The organism is Streptomyces silvae, from assembly GCF_016745505.1.
GTDB classification, from domain to species: Bacteria; Actinomycetota; Actinomycetes; order Streptomycetales; family Streptomycetaceae; genus Streptomyces; species Streptomyces silvae.
Genome location: NZ_JAERUC010000207.1, coordinates 31,851 through 50,339, shown reverse-complemented (window position 1 = coordinate 50,339; position 18,489 = coordinate 31,851). Strand labels below are relative to the sequence as shown.

At 72.3% G+C, this 18,489-nt stretch carries 15 protein-coding genes and 1 tRNA gene; 12 read left to right on the top strand and 4 right to left on the bottom strand.

Annotation, left to right across the window (positions count from 1 at the left end; all coding sequences use genetic code 11):
• Positions 1–39 precede the first annotated feature (39 nt).
• From JKV81_RS35820 to JKV81_RS35810, 3 genes are all read left to right on the top strand, one after another.
• Positions 40–840 (top strand): HAD-IIA family hydrolase, encoded by an 801-nt coding sequence (locus tag JKV81_RS35820; RefSeq protein ID WP_129263048.1) that lies wholly within the window; start codon positions 40–42, stop codon positions 838–840.
• A gap of 97 nt (positions 841–937) precedes the next feature.
• Positions 938–1,546 carry an ArsR/SmtB family transcription factor gene (locus JKV81_RS35815; protein ID WP_202079771.1) on the top strand — a complete coding sequence of 203 codons (609 nt, stop codon included), beginning with the start codon at positions 938–940 and terminating at the stop codon, positions 1,544–1,546.
• Positions 1,543–2,859 (top strand): MFS transporter, encoded by a 1,317-nt coding sequence (locus JKV81_RS35810; protein ID WP_202079769.1) that lies wholly within the window; start codon positions 1,543–1,545, stop codon positions 2,857–2,859. The genes JKV81_RS35815 and JKV81_RS35810 overlap by 4 nt, the downstream gene beginning before the upstream one ends.
• Before the next feature lie 29 nt (positions 2,860–2,888).
• Here JKV81_RS35810 and JKV81_RS35805 read toward each other — a convergent pair whose 3' ends face one another.
• Complete coding sequence (locus tag JKV81_RS35805) at positions 2,889–3,728, bottom strand: helix-turn-helix domain-containing protein (protein ID WP_202079767.1); 840 nt, start codon at positions 3,726–3,728, stop codon at positions 2,889–2,891.
• Between the two features lie 113 nt (positions 3,729–3,841).
• Between JKV81_RS35805 and JKV81_RS35800 the strand changes: the two genes are divergently transcribed.
• Together JKV81_RS35800 and JKV81_RS35795 are read left to right on the top strand one after the other, a co-directional pair.
• On the top strand, positions 3,842–4,438 hold the full coding sequence (locus JKV81_RS35800; RefSeq protein ID WP_129263039.1) for an NADPH-dependent FMN reductase: 597 nt from the start codon (positions 3,842–3,844) through the stop codon (positions 4,436–4,438).
• Between the two features lie 253 nt (positions 4,439–4,691).
• Positions 4,692–5,123: a hypothetical protein gene (locus JKV81_RS35795; RefSeq protein ID WP_129263038.1), complete on the top strand. Its 432-nt coding sequence runs from the start codon at positions 4,692–4,694 to the stop codon at positions 5,121–5,123.
• 256 nt (positions 5,124–5,379) lie between these two features.
• Here JKV81_RS35795 and JKV81_RS35790 read toward each other — a convergent pair.
• Positions 5,380–5,452, bottom strand: a tRNA-Arg gene (locus tag JKV81_RS35790).
• Positions 5,453–5,770: 318 nt separating this feature from the next.
• Here JKV81_RS35790 and JKV81_RS35785 point away from each other — a divergent pair.
• From JKV81_RS35785 to JKV81_RS35755, 7 genes are all read left to right on the top strand, one after another.
• On the top strand, positions 5,771–7,411 hold the full coding sequence (locus JKV81_RS35785; protein ID WP_202079765.1) for a GTPase domain-containing protein: 1,641 nt from the start codon (positions 5,771–5,773) through the stop codon (positions 7,409–7,411).
• Positions 7,408–9,426 (top strand): YfjP family GTPase, encoded by a 2,019-nt coding sequence (locus JKV81_RS35780; protein WP_202079762.1) that lies wholly within the window; start codon positions 7,408–7,410, stop codon positions 9,424–9,426. Before JKV81_RS35785 ends, JKV81_RS35780 begins: the two co-directional genes overlap by 4 nt.
• Positions 9,427–9,552: 126 nt before the next feature.
• Complete coding sequence (locus tag JKV81_RS35775) at positions 9,553–9,978, top strand: single-stranded DNA-binding protein (protein WP_124276439.1); 426 nt, start codon at positions 9,553–9,555, stop codon at positions 9,976–9,978.
• Positions 9,979–10,166: 188 nt separating this feature from the next.
• Complete coding sequence (locus JKV81_RS35770; RefSeq protein ID WP_202079760.1) at positions 10,167–11,699, top strand: Cys-Gln thioester bond-forming surface protein; 1,533 nt, start codon at positions 10,167–10,169, stop codon at positions 11,697–11,699.
• Between the two features lie 237 nt (positions 11,700–11,936).
• Positions 11,937–13,601, top strand: coding sequence for an energy-dependent translational throttle protein EttA (gene ettA, locus JKV81_RS35765; protein WP_129263034.1), 1,665 nt, complete (start codon positions 11,937–11,939; stop codon positions 13,599–13,601).
• Between the two features lie 5 nt (positions 13,602–13,606).
• Entirely contained in the window at positions 13,607–14,029 is a 423-nt protein-coding gene (locus tag JKV81_RS35760) for an acyl-CoA thioesterase (RefSeq protein WP_099172624.1), read from the top strand.
• Entirely contained in the window at positions 14,026–14,748 is a 723-nt protein-coding gene (locus JKV81_RS35755) for a DUF8010 domain-containing protein (RefSeq protein WP_129263033.1), read from the top strand. Before JKV81_RS35760 ends, JKV81_RS35755 begins: the two co-directional genes overlap by 4 nt.
• Before the next feature lie 16 nt (positions 14,749–14,764).
• On the opposite strand, the gene JKV81_RS35750 is transcribed toward JKV81_RS35755, so the two are convergent.
• Positions 14,765–15,721, bottom strand: a complete 957-nt coding sequence (locus tag JKV81_RS35750) for an ABC transporter ATP-binding protein (RefSeq protein WP_129263031.1) — start codon at positions 15,719–15,721, stop codon at positions 14,765–14,767.
• Positions 15,718–18,489, bottom strand: a complete 2,772-nt coding sequence (locus JKV81_RS35745) for an FtsX-like permease family protein (protein WP_202079758.1) — start codon at positions 18,487–18,489, stop codon at positions 15,718–15,720. Before JKV81_RS35745 ends, JKV81_RS35750 begins: the two co-directional genes overlap by 4 nt.

Genomic DNA, 18,489 nt, shown 5'->3' with positions numbered 1-18,489 from the left:
CATTTGCGCCGGTCGGGCAAGTCGGGGACGGTCGGTCCCATGGAGCGAAACGGCGCGGTCCTGATCGACATCGACGGCGTGCTCACGGTGTCCTGGGAACCGCTGCCGGGCGCCGTGGAGGCCATGCGGCGGCTGCGCGCCGCGGACGTCCCGCTGGCGCTGGTCACCAACACCACGTCGCGGACGCGCGCCCGGATCGCCGAGCGGCTCGCGGACCACGGCTTCCCCATCGGCCCCGACGACATCCTCACGGCGCCCGCCGTCACCGCCGCCCACCTCCGAGAACACCACCCCGAGGCCCGCTGCCTGCTGATCAACACCGGTGACGTACGGGGCGACCTGTCCGGCGTGACCCTCGTCGAGGAGGAGGACACCGAGGGGGCCGTACCCGATGTCGTCGTCCTCGGGGGAGCGGGCGGCGCCTTCACGTACGCGGCCCTCAACCGCGCCTTCCGCCTCGTCCAGCAGGGCGCGGCCCTGGTCGCCATGCACCGCAACCTGTACTGGCGCACCGCCGACGGCCTCGACCTCGACACCGGCGCCTTCCTCCTCGGCCTGGAACGCGCCGCACGTGCGGAGGCCGTCATCACCGGCAAGCCCTCCGGCGCCTTCTTCACGGCGGCCCTGGCCCACCTCGGCGCCACCCCGGGCGGGACGCTGATGGTGGGCGACGACATCGACACGGACGTGCTCGCGGCCCAGCGGCACGGCATCACGGGGGCGCTGGTGCGGACGGGCAAGTACCGCCCGGAGACCCTCGCGGCGGCGGCCGGAGCCCCGGACCACGTACTGGACTCCTTCGCGGACGTGCCGGGGCTGGTGGAGCGGTTGGGTGGCTGAGGGAGGACGGGGCAGGCCCGCCATGGGACCGGCAGGGGCATCGGTCCGGTCGGTCGAGTGTTGACTCCCGTAAATTGTGAGAGGACACTCTCACATCATGAACTCCCGTAACCACCTGGGCGATATCGAGATCACCGACCCTCAGGCGATGAGGGCGCTGGCGCACCCGGTGCGGTTGGCGATCCTCGATCACCTTCAGCGGCACGGTCCGGCGACCGCAACGCAACTGGCGCCCCATGTGGGAGCGACCCCGACGGTGACCAGCTGGCATCTGCGCCACCTGGCGGGCTTCGGACTCATCCGTGACAGCGAGCCCGGCCCGGACCGCCGCCAGCGGCGGTGGGAGGCGGTGGCACGCGGCTTCCGGTTCGAGTCCCCGCAGGACCCGGCGGACGAGGAGGGCCGGTCGGCCGCCCGGGTGCTGTCGCAGCAGATGTTCCTGCGTCGCGCGGATGTTCCGAACCGATGGGCGGACGAGGTCGAGCCAGGACTCGATACGACATGGCGCAGGCTGGCCGGGCTGGCCGACACCCGCGTCGTCGTCTCCGCCGATGAGCTCGCCGCGATCGAGGACGGGATCGAGCGCGTTCTCGCGCCGTACGTCATGCGCGACCCCAAGGATCGGCCGGCCGACAGCCGTGGCGTACGGCTGATGCGTTACGTCCTGCCGGAAGACGGTGAGCGACAGGACGGGCCGGCCTCATGAGCGGCGCGGACCGTACCGCCGGGATATCCCTGTGGCGGGACCGGCCGTTCCGCCGCTTCTGGGCCGGGCAGTCGGTCTCACAGTTCGGCGACCGGATCACCGAGCTGGCCCTTCCCCTGATCGCCGTCAGCGCCCTGAGCGCGTCGCCCAACGAGGTGGCATGGCTGACCGCACTCAGCTGGACCCCGAACCTGCTCGCGATCCTTCTGGGTGCGTGGGTCGACCAACGGGCCCGCAAACGCCGTCTGATGATCCTCGCCGACCTGGTACGCGCCGCGGTGCTGCTCAGCATCCCGGGGGCCTACCTGCTGGGAGCGGTGACGTTGGGGCAGCTGTATGCCGTGGCACTGCTGACCGGTGCCGCCGGGGTGCTGTTCAACACCGCCTATCCGCCGTTCTTCGTGCGCCTCGTGTCGCGCACGTCCTACGTCGACGCGAACAGCAAACTCAGCACCAGCCGTTCCGTGTCCCATGTCGCCGGCCCGGCCATCGGGGGAGTCCTGGTCCAGGCGCTGACCGCACCCGTCACCCTCGTGGTGGACGCCCTGACCTTCTTGGTGTCGGCGGTCCTGCTCGGCCAGGTCTCGGTCGACGAGCCACCGGAAGATTCCGCCGGTACGGCGGCTCCCTCCTTGCTGCGGCGAGCCAGGGCAGGCCTGTCGTTCATCTTCCGGCACCCGGTGCTGCGGGCCGGTCTCGGCTGCGCGGCGACCGTCAACTTCTTCACCTTCGTCGCGGGCAGCGGCCTGATCGTCCTGTTCGCCAACCGGAGCCTCGGGCTCTCCGCAGGAGTGATCGGGGTCGCGTTCGGGATCGGGGCGATGGGCGCCCTGCTCGGCGCTGTGCTCGCTCCGAAGATCTCGCGGCGGATCGGTGTGGGGCGCAGCATCGTCGTGGGCGCGGTGCTGTTCCCGGCGCCGCTCGCCATCACCGCGGCGGCGGACGGCCCTCTCTGGCTCCGTGCCGGAGCATTGGCCGCGACCGAGTTCCTCTCCGGTTTCGGCGTCATGCTGTTCGACGTCAACCTCAATTCACTCCAGGCCGCTGTGATCCCCGATGGCATGCGCAGCCGTGTCGCCGGCGCGTACAGCACGATCAACTACGGCGTCCGCCCTGTCGGCGCCGTCGTCGGTGGCCTGCTCGCGACCCATCTCGGTCTGAGGGCGACCCTCGTCATCGCCGCCGTCGGTGGAGCCCTGTCACTGTTCTGGCTGCTGCCCTCACCGATCCCGGGCATCCGCTCCCTTGCCCCGGACCGCGTCGCGGACATGGAGGGCGACGAGGACGACGGCAATCGACCGGTGCCCTGTTGACGACGACATGAGGCGAAGCCAGGGATCCTTCACGAAATGGCCCGGAGCCGCCCGTGCGGCGGCAGGTCGCGGAGCCGGGTCAGTGCCTGCGACGTCTCCTCGTCGGCGGGGAGGAAGACGACCAGTTGCTGGGCGTCCGAGGGGAGGTCGAGCGTCTCGCGGAGCAGGCGGAGTTCGCCCCCGGCCGGGTGGTTGAGGCGAAGGACCCCGCGTCGCGGGACCTCATGGCCGTTCAGGCGGCGGGTGAAGTCGGGGCCCGCGACGGGGGCGAGTTCCGCGGTGAGCCACTCGGAGTTCTCGACGGACGGTGCGAGCCACAGGTCGAAGGCCTGTTCGTCCGCGACGGCGTCCCAGTCGGTGAAGAACGTCCGGGCGCGGGGGTCGGTGAAGACGTAGCGGGTGAGGTTCGGGGCGTCGGTGTCGAGCAGCCCGGTCCCCGCGGTCACCGACTCGTACGCGCTGGTGCGGGCGAGGACGTCGCCCAGCCGGTTGGTCACCATGGCGATGCCCGGTTCGAGGAGGCGGAGCGTCTCCAGGACCGGTGGGCGGACCTCGCGGAGCGGCGGGGCGGGCCGGGCGTGGGCGGTGCACTCGCCGCCGGTGATCTTCGAGAGGAAGCGCAGGTGGTCGCGCTCGGAGACGCTGAGGCTGAGCGCGTCCGCGACCGCGTTCACCACCGCGACCGAGGGGTTGCGGTCGCGGCCCTGTTCCAGGCGGGTCAGGTACTCCACGCTGATACCGGCCCGCCCGGCGAGGTCCGAGCGCCGTAGCCCCGGTGCCCTGCGGCGTCCGTGGTCCGGCAGGCCCAGCGACTGCGGCTGGATGCTGTCACGCTTGGCCCGGATGAAGTCTCCCAACGGCGTCCCCATGCGTCCGAGGATATGGGGGCTGCGGGCGGATCGCCGAGGGCTGAGGGTGGCCCTGCGGGGGCCAGCCTGAGCACGGTCTGGTTGCGTCCGCGGGGCGGTCCGATCGTGAGGGCATGGACAACAACAGGCACAAGCTGGTGATCCTCGTCGGAAGCGTCCGCGAGGGACGGTTCGGCCCGGTCGTGGCCTCGTGGGTCGCCGAACAGGCCGCTGCCCACGGCGCGTTCGACGTGGACATCGTCCATCTGGCCGACATCGACATCCCGTTGGAGCTTCCGGCGGCGTCGCCGAAGTACGCCGGGGACGACTACCCCCGCCCGGCCGGGATGGCGGCGCTGACGTCGGCGCTGGAAGGCGCCGACGCGTTCGTCGTGGTCTCGCCGGAGTACAACCACAGCTATCCCGCGTCGCTGAAGGCGGCCATCGACTGGCACTTCACCCAGTGGACGGCCAAGCCCGTCGCGTTCGTGAGCTACGGCGGGGCGGCGGGCGGCCGGCACGCGGTGCTGCACCTGGAGAACGTACTGACCGAACTGCACGCCGTGACGATCCGGGACGGTCTCGCCTTCCCGAACTACTTCACGGCGTGGGAGGGCGGCCGTCCCCTCGACCCCGAGGCGCCCGGGTACGCCAAGACGCTGCTCGAACAACTGGCCTGGTGGGCGGGCGCCCTGCGGACGGCGCGCGAGGCGAATCCGTACCCCGCCTGACGGAACCCGGCGCCGGGCCCCCTCCGCACGACCTGGGAGGCGGGTCCGGCGCTCCCGCGTGCGCTGCGCTCATCCGCGCCGACGCCCGGTGCGGATTTCGCGACGCGGCCACCGTCATGTCACGAACGTGTCCTGAAGACGATCAAGAGGCAACTCGGGCAACCAGACCGGCCGTCTCGGGAGGTACAAAGCCACACGGGCGGACCATCGCCCCAGCTCGGCCGCCCGCTCCCCACGCAGAGGAAAGACCAGCATGCGCACTCGGAAGATCTCGGTACTGACCATGACCGCCGTGGCCCTCGGCCTGGCGCTGACGGCGTGCAACAACGACGGTGGCGACAACGCGTCCTCCTCTGCGAGCAGCTCATCGGTGACGACCTCGAACACCGCGGAGTCCGGCACGGTGGAGGGCAAGTCGTCCGACACGCCCGCGAAGTCCGACGCGAAGTGCACGGATCAGATCAACTACGCGGGTGACTCGCGGTCGAACGCCGAGATCAACTCCATCGGTGAGGACACGGGGACGTGCCCGCCGGTGCAGAAGGCCGGTGAGGCGGCGGGTACGCCGAAGGACCCGGACACCAAGTGCACGGACCAGATCAACTACGCGGAGGACTCCCGCTCCAACGCCGAGATCAACTCCATCGGCGAGGACACGGGCACCTGCCCGCCCGTGAAGAAGTGAATCGCTGATCGTCCCAGGAGCAAGGAGTCCCGGGGTCCGCCGGCGGACGTAATCACGCCGCGCGCCCCCGGCACTCGGAAGACCGGACCGTGCCGGACCGCCCTCGCAGCCGAGCGAGGCCGGCCCGGCGCTTACGCGTTCGCTACGCCGCCCTCGTTACGGTGCGGTGACCCGCATGTCGACCCGCGTGCCGCCCCACGTGCTGACCCGCAAAAAGGGCCCTCCCGAGGGAGGGCCTCACGCTGTGCGGGCTGAGCGCCCCCGGCAGGACTCGAACCTGCGGCCAAGCGCTTAGAAGGCGCCTGCTCTATCCACTGAGCTACGGGGGCCGGGTGTCGGCCTGGTGCCCCGGAAGGCGCTGGTTCAAGCCATCCGTGACCTTGCGGGGACAAGGATAGGGCTCAGATCGCCTCGTCCCGGTTGCTTCACCTGCGTGGCACGATGTGGAGGTTCGGTGAAGCGAACCGATAATCGCAGGTAGGTGCGATTCATGCACCGCTTTTGGCGCCTCACGCCCCGGGTGTTGTGCACTCGTTATGCCTGCGCCCCACTCGTCCCCTCTGTCCCCGGGGATGGATCCGCCGCGCAGAGGGGCCTATACGCTTCAAAAAGGCGTCAAAATTGGGCATTCTTCACATGTGGTAACCATGGATGTACGGCCCCAGCTCATCGACGCACTTTCCGCCCTGCGCGACCGTGTCGCTGCCGTGCGTCTTCCACTTCCGCTGCCGGGCGCCCCGCGCGCCCGGCAGACGCGGACCGAACTGCTCGCCCAGCTCGACGACTACCTCGTACCCCGGCTCAAGGATCCCGAGGCGCCGCTGCTCGCGGTGATCGGCGGTTCCACCGGCGCGGGCAAGTCGACGCTGGTCAACTCCCTGGTGGGTTGCCGGGTCAGTGAGGCCGGTGTGCTGCGCCCGACGACGCGGACCCCCGTGCTCGTCTGCCACCCGGACGACCACCACTGGTTCGCCGGGGTGCGGGTGCTGCCGCAGCTGACCCGGGTGTGGCTGCCTCCGGGTCAGGTCCCCGACCCGGACGGGCTGGACCACCTCGGCGACGGGGACCGCGACGACACCGTCCTCCGCGTCGAGACCGCGGCGACCCTGCCCCGGGGGCTCGCGCTCCTGGACGCCCCCGACATCGACTCCCTCGTCGTACGGAACCGGGTCCTGGCCGCCGAACTCATCTGCGCCGCCGACGTGTGGGTCATGGTGACCACCGCGTCCCGGTACGCGGACGCGGTGCCGTGGCATCTGCTGCGTACCGCCAAGGAGTACGACGCCTCCCTGGTCACCGTCCTGGACCGGGTGCCCCACCAGGTGATCGCCGAGGTGTCCCGGCAGTACGCCGCCCTGCTCACCCGGGCCGGCCTCGGCGACGTGCCCCGCTTCACCATCCCGGAGCTGCCCGAGTCCGCGGGCGGCGGCAGCGGGCTGCTGCCCACCACCGCCGTCGCGCCCCTGCGCGCCTGGCTCACCCACCGGGCGCACGACCCGGCGGCCCGTCAGCAGGCCGTGGGACGCACGGCGTCCGGGGTCATCGACTCGCTCAACGTACGGATGCCCGAACTCGCCGGGGCCGTCGCCGCGCAGTACGCCGCGGCCGTACGGCTGACCGGTGTGGTCGAGGAGGCGTACGGAAAGGAGCTGGCGCGCGTACGGCGGCGGCTCAGGGACGGCGCGGTGCTCGCCGGCGGCGCCCGCACCCGGTGGCGCGGCTATCCGCTCTACAGCACCGCGGGCGAACTGCTGGACGCACTCGTGGAGAGCCTCGCGGCCCTGCTCCAGTGCACCGTGGCGGCCTCCGACGAGCAGATCCGTACGACCTGGCAGCGCGACCCCGCCGCCGGCGACTTCCGGTTCGAGGACGCGGGCCGGGAAGCCGGCGGGTGGGGTCCCGCCGAGGACATCCAGGGCCGCATCGGGATGGCCGTACGCCGCTGGCGGCGGGTCCTGGAGGAACTGGCCGAGGAAGAGGCCCGGCTGCTCGACCGCAGTGCCGCTCCCGACGCCGAGACGGTCGCGGCGCTGCTGGCCGCCGCCCTCCTCGGGGGGCGCCGCGCCAGGGGCGCCGGGGAACAGCTCGCCGAACGGATCGGCGCCCAGGGGGCGCTGCGCCTCCGCGACAAAGGCGGGGCACTGCTCACCGACTGCCTGGACCGGGTCCTGCACGGCGAGCGCGACCGGCGGCTCGCCCCGCTGGACGCGCTCGACGTCGCTCCCGAGCCGCAGGCCGAACTCATCGCCGCGCTGTCCGTACTGCAGAAGGAGAGGTGGCAGCGATGACTGCCGTCACTGACCAGGGCCGGGACCACGGGCAGGGAGAGCCCGAAGGCGCCAAGGACGCCCCGGGGGACGACGGACGGCGCTGGGACGACGGGCTCATCGCGCGCCGCGCCGCCGAGGCCGCCCAGGAGGACGCGGAGGCCGCACGGACCCCGCAGGAGGACGAACCGGGGCCCCAGGTCGAGGCGTACGGACTGCCCGGCAGCCCCCTGCGGCCGCGGCTGGACGCGCTGCGCGAACTGGTCGGGCTCTCCCGCGCCCGGCTCGACGGGGACACCCTCGCCGAGGCGGGCCGGGTGCTCGACGAGGCGTCGGCCCGTCAGCGGCTCTCCTCCCGGCACACGGTCGTCGCCATCGCGGGCGCCACCGGCAGCGGGAAGTCCACCCTCTTCAACGCGCTCGCGGGCGTCCAGATCTCCGACACCGGGCTGCGCAGGCCGACCACCTCGGCCCCGATCGCCTGCAGCTGGACCGACGGCGCCGCCGGACTGCTCGACCGGCTGGCCATCCCCGGCCGGCTCCGGCGCAGGCCCGTGCAGGGCGGCACGGCCACCGACGAGGCCCTCCAGGGGCTCGTCCTGGTGGACCTGCCCGACCACGACTCGGCGGCGACCGGCCACCGGGAGCAGGTGGACCGGGTGCTGGCCCTGGTCGACGCCGTGATCTGGGTCGTCGACCCGGAGAAGTACGCCGACGCGGCCCTCCACGAACGCTATCTGCGGCCGCTCGCCGGGCACGCCGAGATCTCCTTCGTCGTGCTCAACCAGATCGACCGGCTCTCCGCGGAGGCCGCCGACCTGGTCCTCGACGACCTGCGCAGGCTGCTCGACGAGGACGGCATGGCGGTGGGGGAGCACGGGGAGCCCGGCGCCACCGTCATGTCCCTGTCCGCGCTCACCGGGGCCGGGGTGGGCGATCTGCGCGAGGTGCTCGGCACGTTCGTCCAGGACCGTACGGCGGCGGCGCGCAGGCTCTCGGCCGACGTGGACGCGGCCGCGGCGCGGCTCCGTCCGGTGTACGTCGCCGAGGGGCGGCCGGGGCTCGGCGAGCGGGCCCGCGAGCAGTTCACGGACCGGCTCGCGGAAGCCGTGGGCGCGGCGGCGGCCGGACAGGCGGCGGAGCGCGAGTGGCGCAGGAACGCCGGGCGGGCCTGCGGGACGCCCTGGCTGCGGCTGTGGCGCTGGTACGAGTCCACCCGGCAGCTGGGCGGCGGCCTCGACCTGATGGCGCAGGTGCTCGCACCGCCCGAGGAGGAGCTCACCGCCCGGCAGCGGGTGGAGCAGGCCGTACGGAAGCTGGCGGACGACGCGGTGGACGGGCTGCCCGCGCCATGGGCGCAGGCGGTGCGTGAGACGGCCGTGAACGGGGCGAAGGGGCTCCCCGAGGCGCTGGACGAGCTGTCGCGGAACGCGCAGGCGGGCGCCGGTGGCCGGGGGCGCGGCAGCAACGCGGACACGGGATCCGCCCGGGTCGGCCCCGGGGGTAAGGGCCGGGGCGCACGGGGATCCGAGGACGAGGGCGCACAGGGTCCGGATGCGAAGGGTTCGGGCGGCGTCGGTACGGCGACGGGTGCGGGCCGGCGTGGATCGGGCTCCCCGGGCAGGACGTCCACGCCCGCCGGCGGGACCCCGGGCGGCCGTGGGTCCAGGCCGCCGCGCCCGGCGTGGTGGCCCGCGGCCGTGCTCGCGCAGGCCTCGATGACGCTGCTCCAGATCTTCGGCGGCCTGTGGCTGCTCGGCCAGATCATCGGCGTACTCGAACCGGGCCTGCTCACCCCGGCCCTGCTCATGCTGGCCGGTGTGGTCGGCGGGCCGCTCGTCGAGTGGTCCTGCGCGGCCGCGGCGCGGGGACCCGCCCGCCGGTACGGGCAGGAGGCGGAACGGAGGCTCCGCGAGGCCGCCGCCGGGTGCGGCAGGGTCAGGGTCCTCGACCCCGTCGCCGCGGAGCTGGCGCGCTACCGCGAGGTGCGGGAGCGGTACGTGGCGGTGACGGAGTTGTCCACAACCGGCGGGTAATCCACAGGCCCCCACGGGATTCCTGGTTCCGGTCCAGCATGGTGTGCAGCGGATCGGACGGACGTACAGCCGGACGGACGTCCAGCCGGACGCACGGACAGACGCAGGAATCGGGGGGACGTAAAAATGAACGAGACCTTGGTGACGCTGGTGGGAAACGCCGCGACCGCAGTGGACTTCCGGGACGCGGCGACCGGGCCGACGGCGAGATTCCGTATGGCGGTGACGCCCCGGCGATGGGACCGGGAGCAGCAGATCTGGGCGGACGGCCGCACCAGTTTCTACACGGTGTGGGCACGGCGGACCCTTGCGACGAATCTCGCCGGTTCGGTCTCGGTGGGGGAGCCGCTCGTCGTGCACGGCCGTCTGAAAGTGCGCGAGGAGGAGCGGGACGGGGTGTGGAAGACCTCCGTGGACGTCGAGGCCGTGGCGGTGGGACACGACCTGACCAGGGGAACGGCGGCGTTCCGGCGGGTGGTCAGAGCCGATCCCACCTTGACCGCGCCTACGCATCGTCAGAAACCGGCCACGGAAATGGCATCGGTGTCCTGAAGAGGAGGGGGCGCGCCGAACAGGGCTGTAACGATTACGAGTCGGAATGCTTATCTGATGGCATGACGGGGGAATCCCCTTCGCTCGCTCCATACGATTCCCCCGTACTCATGCGGCACTTGAGTTTGCTGGCGAGACACCTCCCACACGCGCATCAAGCGTGAAGGTCTCGCCCGGAGGGGAATTCTGTGTTTTCTGTGTCTTCAGCATCCACTTCGTCGTCGACGGCGGCGACGGAGGGTTTCCTAGGGAACCGGAGCGGGAGCAGGAGTAAGCGGCACGGCCAGGGGCCTGCCGGCGGCGCCGGCAGGGGCCGCGGTCTCGTCAGGGCGGCCGCCTCGGTCCTGGTCGGCGGGCTCGTCGCCGCGGGAACCCTCGTCGGTGCGACGGCGGCGACGGCGGACGAGACGGGTCAGCACCAGGGCGGGGCGACCGCCGTGCTGGACGGGCTGAAGACCTACGACAGCGCCGTCCTGCGTACCGGTGGTGAGGACGGCAAGCCCGCCACGACGCAGGAGCTGCCCGCCGGGCTGTTCGAGCTGGGCGTCGAGGGCGGCGGCCAGCTGAAGACGTACTGCATCGACATCCACAACCCCACCCAGGACCGGGCGAAGTACCTGGAGACCCCCTGGGACCAGACCTCGCTCGGCGCCAACGAGAACGCCGGCAAGATCCGCTGGATCCTGCAGCACTCCTACCCGCAGGTCGACGACCTCGCCGAGCTCGCCGGTGAGGCGGGCTCCGGGCCGCTCACCGCGAAGACGGCGGCGGCGGGCACCCAGGTCGCGATCTGGCGCTTCTCGGACAAGGCCGATGTCGAGGCCAAGGACGAGCACGCGGAGAAGCTGGCCGACTGGCTGGAGAAGACGGCCGAGAGCGTCGCGGAGCCCAAGGCGTCCGTCTCGCTGGAGCCCGCCGCGGTCTCCGGCAAGGCCGGTGAGCGGGTCGGCCCGGTCACCGTGCACACCGACGCGGGCCAGGTCTCGGTGACCCCGCCCGCCGACGCCGCCGCCGGCGGGGTCAAGGTCACCGACAAGGACGGCAAGCCCGTCATCGAGGCGGCCGACGGCACCGGCCTCTACTTCGACATCCCCGAGGATGCCGCGGACGGCTCCGCCTCGCTGACGGTCCAGGCCACCACGTCCGTGCCGGTCGGCCGGGTCTTCGCCGGGCTGACCAAGAGCCAGACCATGATCCTCGCCGGGTCCAGCGAGTCCACGGTCACCGCGACGGCGACCGCGACCTGGGCGGAGAAGGGCGCGGTCCCCGCGCTCACCGCGCAGAAGAACTGCGCCAAGGGCGGCGTGGACATCACGGCGAGCAACAAGGGCGACGAGGCGTTCACCTTCGAGCTGGCCGGCACCGAGCACACCATCGCGGCGGGCGAGACCCGCACGGTGACGATCCCGGTCGCCGAGGACCAGGCGTACGACTTCACGATCACCGGCCCCGGCGGCTTCAGCAAGAACTTCAAGGGCGTCCTGGACTGCCGGACCGCCGGCACCCCCGTCCCGGGTGACGACATCACGACCCAGACCGGCACCGAGCCGGTGCCCGCCAGCACCGGCACCAGCTCCACCGGTGCCGAGGGTGACCTCGCCGAGACCGGCGGCTCCAGCGCCACCCCGGTCATCGCGGGTGTCGCCATCGCCCTCGTCGTCCTCGGCGGCGGCGCGGTCTTCCTGCTCCGCCGGAAGAAGCCGCAGGACAGCGGCGAGTGACCGAGCGGTGAGTGGCCGCGCGGTGACCGACTGAGCACGGGCGCTGCGCGAATGCGCCGGTGAGCGGCCCGGTACGGACCTCCGTACCGGGCCGTTCGCGTTCCCGGGGCCGCTCCGGACGGCCCGGTCGGGGGCGCCGGGCCCGTACCGGAGGCCGGACTGGTTTCCGTCCGGGTACCGACGTCAGGCAAGATGGGTGTATCTGCCCACACCTCTATTGCTGCCGGACGGTTTCTCTTGGCTGAGTTCATCTACACCATGCGCAAGACGCGCAAGGCGCACGGCGACAAGGTGATTCTCGACGACGTCACCCTGAACTTCCTGCCCGGCGCGAAGATCGGTGTCGTGGGGCCCAACGGCGCCGGTAAGTCCACGGTGCTGAAGATCATGGCGGGCCTCGAGCAGCCGTCCAACGGTGACGCGTTCCTGTCGCCCGGATTCAGCGTCGGCATCCTCATGCAGGAGCCGGAGCTCGACGAGAGCAAGACCGTCCTGGAGAACGTCCAGGACGGCGCCGCCGAGATCATGGGCAAGCTCAAGCGTTTCAACGAGGTCGCCGAGCTCATGGCGACCGACTACTCCGACGCGCTCATGGACGAGATGGGCAAGCTCCAGGAGGACCTGGACCACGCCAACGCCTGGGACCTCGACGCCCAGCTGGAGCAGGCCATGGACGCCCTGGGCTGCCCGCCCGGCGACTGGCCCGTGACCACCCTCTCCGGTGGCGAGAAGCGCCGTGTGGCGCTCTGCAAGCTGCTGATCGAGGCCCCGGACCTGCTCCTCCTCGACGAGCCCACCAACCACCTCGACGCCGAGTCGGTGAACTGGCTGGAGCAGCACCTCTCGAAGTACGCGGGCGCCGTCGTCGCCGTGACGCACGACCGGTACTTCCTGAACAACGTCGCCGAGTGGATCCTCGAACTCGACCGCGGCCGCGCCCTGCCCTACGAGGGCAACTACTCCACGTACCTCGACAAGAAGGCCACGCGCCTCAAGGTCGAGGGCCGTAAGGACGAGAAGCGCGCCAAGCGGCTCAAGGAAGAGCTGGAGTGGGTCCGCTCCAACGCCAAGGGCCGGCAGACCAAGTCCAAGGCACGTCTCGCCCGTTACGAGGAGATGGCGGCCGAGGCGGACAAGATGCGGAAGCTGGACTTCGAGGAGATCCAGATCCCGCCGGGCCCGCGGCTCGGTTCCATCGTCGTCGAGGTCGAGAACCTCTCCAAGGCCTTCGGCGACAAGGTCCTCATCGACGACCTGTCGTTCACGCTCCCGCGTAACGGCATCGTCGGTGTCATCGGTCCGAACGGCGCGGGCAAGACCACGCTGTTCAAGATGATCCAGGGCCTGGAGACCCCCGACTCGGGCGCCATCAAGGTCGGCGACACGGTCAAGATCTCCTACGTCGACCAGTCCCGCGCCAACATCGACCCGAAGAAGACCCTCTGGGCCGTCGTGTCGGACGAGCTGGACTACATCAACGTCGGCCAGGTCGAGATGCCGTCGCGGGCGTACGTCTCCGCGTTCGGCTTCAAGGGCCCGGACCAGCAGAAGCCGGCCGGTGTGCTCTCCGGTGGTGAGCGCAACCGCCTCAACCTGGCGCTGACGCTCAAGGAGGGCGGCAACCTGCTGCTCCTCGACGAGCCCACCAACGACCTCGACGTCGAGACCCTCTCCTCGCTCGAGAACGCGCTGCTGGAGTTCCCGGGTGCCGCGGTGGTCATCTCCCACGACCGCTGGTTCCTGGACCGCGTCGCCACGCACATCCTGGCGTACGAGGGCGACTCCAAGTGGTACTGGTTCGAGGGCAACTTCGAGTCGTACGAGAAGAACAAGATCGAGCGTCTCGGTGCGGACGCGGCCCGCCCGCACCGTGCCACCTACAAGAAGCTCACGCGAGGCTGATCGACTTGGCCCGTCATATCTACAGCTGCCCGCTGCGCTGGTCGGACATGGATGCCTTCGGCCACGTGAACAACGTGGTCTTCCTCCGCTACCTGGAGGAGGCGCGCATCGACTTCATGTTCCGGCTGGCGCCGGGGGACGGTTCGCCGTCCTTCGCGGGCGGGTCCGTCGTGGCCCGGCACGAGATCGACTACGTGCGCCCGCTGGTCCACCGGCACGCGCCGGTGACCATCGAGTCCTGGGTCACGAAGATCACCGCGGCGTCGCTGACGATCGCCTACGAGGTCAAGGACCCCGAGCAGGTGTACGTACGGGCCTCGACGGTCGTCGTGCCCTACGACCTGGCGGCGGAGCGGCCCCGGCGGATCACCGCCGAGGAGAAGCTCTTCCTCCAGGAGTACCTCGACCAGGAGCCTGCCGTCGCATGACAGTGCCCGTGCGGTCGCTGCGGTTCGCCGACGCGAGGGAGGCGGCGGATCTCGCCGCCTTCCTCGGCCGGCTGCTGCACTACGACCGGGCCGCCGCCGTCCGCCTCCAGGCGGGCGGCGGTGCGCTGGCCGTCTTCGGCAGGCCGCCGTCGTTCGAGGTGCTCGCCGTGCGCACGGTCCGCCTCTCCGGGGTCCACGACTTCGACGTCACGGTCTCCGCCGGTGAACTCCTCGAAGCGCTCGACACGGACGGGGCCGAGGCGCCCGGCACGGACGGGTCCGACCAAGCGCCCGGTGTCAGCGCCCTGCCGGCGCCCGTCACCGGACCGCCGTGGGCCGGGATGCTGCCGCCGCGCGGCGGCTGGCAGGAGCGCCCGGGGCTGCCGGACCCCGTCGACCTGCGTGACCGCCTCACCGAGGCGGTCGCCGAATTCCGGGCCCGTGATGCGGCGTTGCCCGAGGAGCGGCGTACGCGCGCGGAGCGCGACCTGATCGGCCGTGACATCTGGTCGCGGACGGTCGGGGACACCGAACTCCCGCTGCGCGCCGTCCATGCCGCCCAGTCCCTCGGCTTCCTGCGCCCGGCACCCGACTTCCCCGTCGCGCTGCTCACCGCGGGTGCCTGGCTGCGGCTGCGCACCCCGTTCGGCTCGATCGCCCTGCGCGGCGCGGGCTCCGGCGGGCTCGGCACGCTCGCCGTGACGGTCGGGACCGCCTGACCCGAGCCGGGAGAAGCTACTCCTTCGGCGCGTCCGGCCACACCCCGATGTGGTCCTGCTCCAGCTCCAGCATCACCCGGTGCTCCATCCCCAGCGCCTCCGTGTAGTCGGCCGGAAGCTGCAGCCGGCCCGCCCGGTCGAGCATCGCGTACTCCCGGGCGACCTGGGACTCCTGCCCCGTCGCCTCGTCCACCTCGGTGGTGCGCAGCACCTCGGAGGACGTACGGCCGTCGCGGATCGCGACCGTGCGGCGTACCTCGCTCGCCACCGCCTGGTCATGGGTGACGATGACGATCGTCGTGCCGAGCTCCTCGTTGGCCCGGCGGAACGCCGCGAACACCTGCTCGCCGGTCGCCGAGTCCAGCTCACCGGTCGGCTCGTCGGCCAGCAGCACCGACGGGTTGTTGGCCAGGGCCACCGCGATCGCCACCCGCTGCTGCTGCCCGCCCGACATCTGCGCGGGGCGCCGGTCACGGCAGTCCGCGACGTCCAGCATCTCCAGCAACGACTCGGCGCGCGCGGCCCGTTCACGGTTGCGGCTGCCGCCGCGCAGCTGCATGGGGAGCGTGATGTTCTGTACGGCGGTGAGGTACGACAGCAGATTGCGGGAGGTCTGCTGCCAGACGAAGCCGACGACGTCGCGGCGGTAGCGCAGCCGCTCCTTCTGCCCCATCGCCAGCAGGTCGCAGCCCGCCACCTTCGCCGACCCGGCCGTGGGCACGTCCAGGCCCGCCAGGATGTTCATCAGCGTCGACTTCCCGCTGCCCGAGGCGCCGACCAGTGCCATCAACTCACCCTCGGTGACCAGCAGATCGAGGCCCTGGAGCGCCTGCACCTCCACACCGTCCGTGGAGAAGATGCGCACCAGCCGGTCGCAGGCGATCAGGGCGTCATGCCCGTACGAGGGCCGGTCACGACGGGCCGCGGCCCGCTGTTCCAGCTCCGCCAGGGTGGTCTCTGTCGACGATGTCACCGGGTGTCTCCTGCCCTGAGTTCCTTGATCGATCCACGACGGCTCGCCCACCACGCCTGCACTCCCGCCACGGCGGCGGCGAGGACGACCACCCCGGCCGCGGGGAGCACCAGCGACCGGAGGTCGGCCCGCAGCGAAATGGTGTACGGCGTCGAGGGGTCGCCGCCGGCCAGTGCCAGCGCGCCCAGATCGACGCCCGGTGCCAGCAGGGCGATGGTCGCCCAGCCGACGAGGAGCCCGCCGAACGCGGCGAGCAGCGCCTGCGGCATCGCCTCGGACGCGAGCAGCCGCCGCCCCTGCCGCGTCGTGAGCCCCATGGTCCGCAGCCGGGCCAGGAGCGTGGCGCGCTCCGGGGCCGTCTGCAACAGGGAGAGGAGCACGGCGAGCAGTGCGTATCCGGCGCCCGCCACGACGGCCGCCCCGTAGATCCGTTCGGCGCCCGACTGCATCGGGGTGTCCACGAACCGCTCGCGCTCCGCCGACCGCAGCCGCACCTCGGACTGCGGCCCCGCCTCGCGCGCGGCGGCCGTCAACTGCTCCCCGTCGAGGGAGGAACCGGTGACCAGCAGCGTCGTGGGACCCGGCTGGGCGAGCCGCTTCGCATCGACGATCAGGAACTCCGAGCCGCTCACCGCGGAGGTACGCGCCAGCACCCCGGCGACCCGTACCTCGATGTCGCCCGCCTGCGACCGTACGGTGTGCGGCCGCTTCCCGAGCCGCTCGGCGAGCGCGGGCGAGACGATCGCGGGAAGCGCCTCGCCCTTCCCCGCCCCCTTCTCCAGCGTGGCGGCCGGGAAGGCCGGCAGCCCGGTGCCGCGCGCCAGCCGGGCGTACGCCTCGGGGTCGACGCCCATGAGGGTCGCCCGCTTCGTGTCCGACCTGACGTCCGTGGCGGCGGCGAGCGGGGTCCCGTACTCGATGCGTACGGCGGTGACATCCTCGACGCCGTCCACCGCCCGCACCTGACGCACGAAGCCGTCGGAGAGCGGGGAGAGCCCGCCCTCCGCGCTGATCCGGGCGTCCGCGCCGACGGCCCGCAGCGCCGCCTCGTCCCGGGCGTCCGCGACCCCCGCGAGCACCGAGCCGCCGAACGCGGCGGTGGTCAGCGCGATCAGCAGGGCCAGCAGGGGGAGCGTGCCGCTGGACGAGGCCCGCCCCGCGCGGGCCAACGACAGGAAGCCGACCGCCCCGCGCAGCCGCGCCACCGGGCGGGCCGCCAGCCGCAGCGGCAGCGGATACAGGCGTACGAGGACGAGCGCGGCGATCAGCCCCACCAGCACCGGGGCGGCGCTGACCAGCAGATCCGCGTCCGAGCCCGTCGACGTGCCACGGCGGCGCAGCGCCGCGACCGCGCCGACGGCCAGGACCAGCAGGGTCAGTTCGGCCACCGTACGGCGCCGGGAGGGCCTGGCGTCCACCATGTCCTCGCGGGCGCCGTGCAGCAGCGGCCTGCGGTGGCCCAGGGCCGTACGGAGCGGCAGCACCAGGCAGACGAGCACCCCGACGGCGGCGGCGCCCACCAGGGCGGGCAGGAACCGGGCCTCGCCGACGAGGAGGACGGCCAGCAGCAGCCCGAGCGCCGCCGCCGGCAGTACGGCCACCGCCGTCTCGGCCAGCAGCCGCCCGCCGATGCCCCGCAGCGAGCCGCCGCGCGAGCGCAGCAGGGCCAGCTCGTGGTGACGGCGGGCGCCGATCAGCCCGCCCGTCATCAGCAGGACGACGGCCGCCACCGCGCCGATGCCCACGGCGGCGACCGTGACCACGGGGCCGATGGCCGTACGGATCGCCGTGTAGGAGTCGAGGATCGCGTCCAGGTCCGTGGTCAGCGTCGTGTTGGGCCCGACGGCGGCGCGCAGCTTCAGCAGCTCGGGGCCGTTCTCCAGCGAGGCGACGGCGTCCCGCAGCCCGGGGACGTCGGCCGCGGTCTGGCCGGAGGGGTCCGGGGCGAGGCGCCAGTACAGCTCCGGCTCGCCCGTGGTGTCCAGCAGCGCGGGCCCGCTGTCGGAGGCCAGGAGCAGCGTCGCCGTCCAGTAGAAGACGGGCGTCGGGGAGCCCGGGTCCGGCGTCAGCGAGGGGGCGCGGTAGAGGGGGTCCACCGACCAGTAGCCGCTCTCCGGGTGCAGCGGGGTGACCAGGCCGGTGATGCGGACGGTCACCTGCTTCCCGTTCTGGGTGGGCACCGTGACCGTCGAGCCCGGCTTCATCCTCAGCTCCGCCGCGGTCTCCTCGGTGACGGCGGCCTCCACCTCACGGGTGCCGGCCGTCACCTCGCCGTGCGTGGTGGGCCAGCGGCCCGCGGTGAGCCTGCTGTGCTTGTCGAGCGCCGACGGGACCGCGTAGTGCAGCTGCGGGGGCATCGCGTTGGGGCGGGGCAGCCAGGGCTCCTCCGCGACGATCGGCTTCGTGGTGTGCACCCCGTAGGAGGAGAGCGGCACATCGGCCCGTACGGGCGCGGGGAGCGACGTCACCAGCGCGCGGTCCACCCCGGCCAGCGACTTTTCCCGCAGGACCTGTTCACGCTTCGGGCGCGCCACCGCGAGCGAGGGCGGCGGCGTGGCCACTTCGAGCACACTCTGCCCGGGCGCCGCCGTCGTGACGTCATGGCGCAGCGCCTTCGTCTCGTACGCGTCCACGGAACGCGGGAACGCGGCGGCGAGGAAGGCGGTCAGGAACACCAGGACCGCGAGGGCGGCCGGGATTCCGGGGGCGGTGCGCAGCCGCGTACGCACCCAGGGGGCGCAGGCGGCAGGGATCTTGGCGGCGTTCAT

What these genes read in the sequence shown, in the direction of transcription:
- JKV81_RS35820 (WP_129263048.1), top strand. Translation starts at nt 40, where the DNA reads ATGGAGCGAAACGGCGCGGTCCTGATCGACATCGACGGCGTGCTCACG.
- JKV81_RS35815 (WP_202079771.1), top strand. Translation starts at nt 938, where the DNA reads ATGAACTCCCGTAACCACCTGGGCGATATCGAGATCACCGACCCTCAG.
- JKV81_RS35810 (WP_202079769.1), top strand. Translation starts at nt 1,543, where the DNA reads ATGAGCGGCGCGGACCGTACCGCCGGGATATCCCTGTGGCGGGACCGG.
- JKV81_RS35805 (WP_202079767.1), bottom strand. Translation starts at nt 3,728, where the DNA reads ATGGGGACGCCGTTGGGAGACTTCATCCGGGCCAAGCGTGACAGCATC.
- JKV81_RS35800 (WP_129263039.1), top strand. Translation starts at nt 3,842, where the DNA reads ATGGACAACAACAGGCACAAGCTGGTGATCCTCGTCGGAAGCGTCCGC.
- JKV81_RS35795 (WP_129263038.1), top strand. Translation starts at nt 4,692, where the DNA reads ATGCGCACTCGGAAGATCTCGGTACTGACCATGACCGCCGTGGCCCTC.
- JKV81_RS35785 (WP_202079765.1), top strand. Translation starts at nt 5,771, where the DNA reads ATGGATGTACGGCCCCAGCTCATCGACGCACTTTCCGCCCTGCGCGAC.
- JKV81_RS35780 (WP_202079762.1), top strand. Translation starts at nt 7,408, where the DNA reads ATGACTGCCGTCACTGACCAGGGCCGGGACCACGGGCAGGGAGAGCCC.
- JKV81_RS35775 (WP_124276439.1), top strand. Translation starts at nt 9,553, where the DNA reads ATGAACGAGACCTTGGTGACGCTGGTGGGAAACGCCGCGACCGCAGTG.
- JKV81_RS35755 (WP_129263033.1), top strand. Translation starts at nt 14,026, where the DNA reads ATGACAGTGCCCGTGCGGTCGCTGCGGTTCGCCGACGCGAGGGAGGCG.
- JKV81_RS35745 (WP_202079758.1), bottom strand. Translation starts at nt 18,489, where the DNA reads ATGAACGCCGCCAAGATCCCTGCCGCCTGCGCCCCCTGGGTGCGTACG.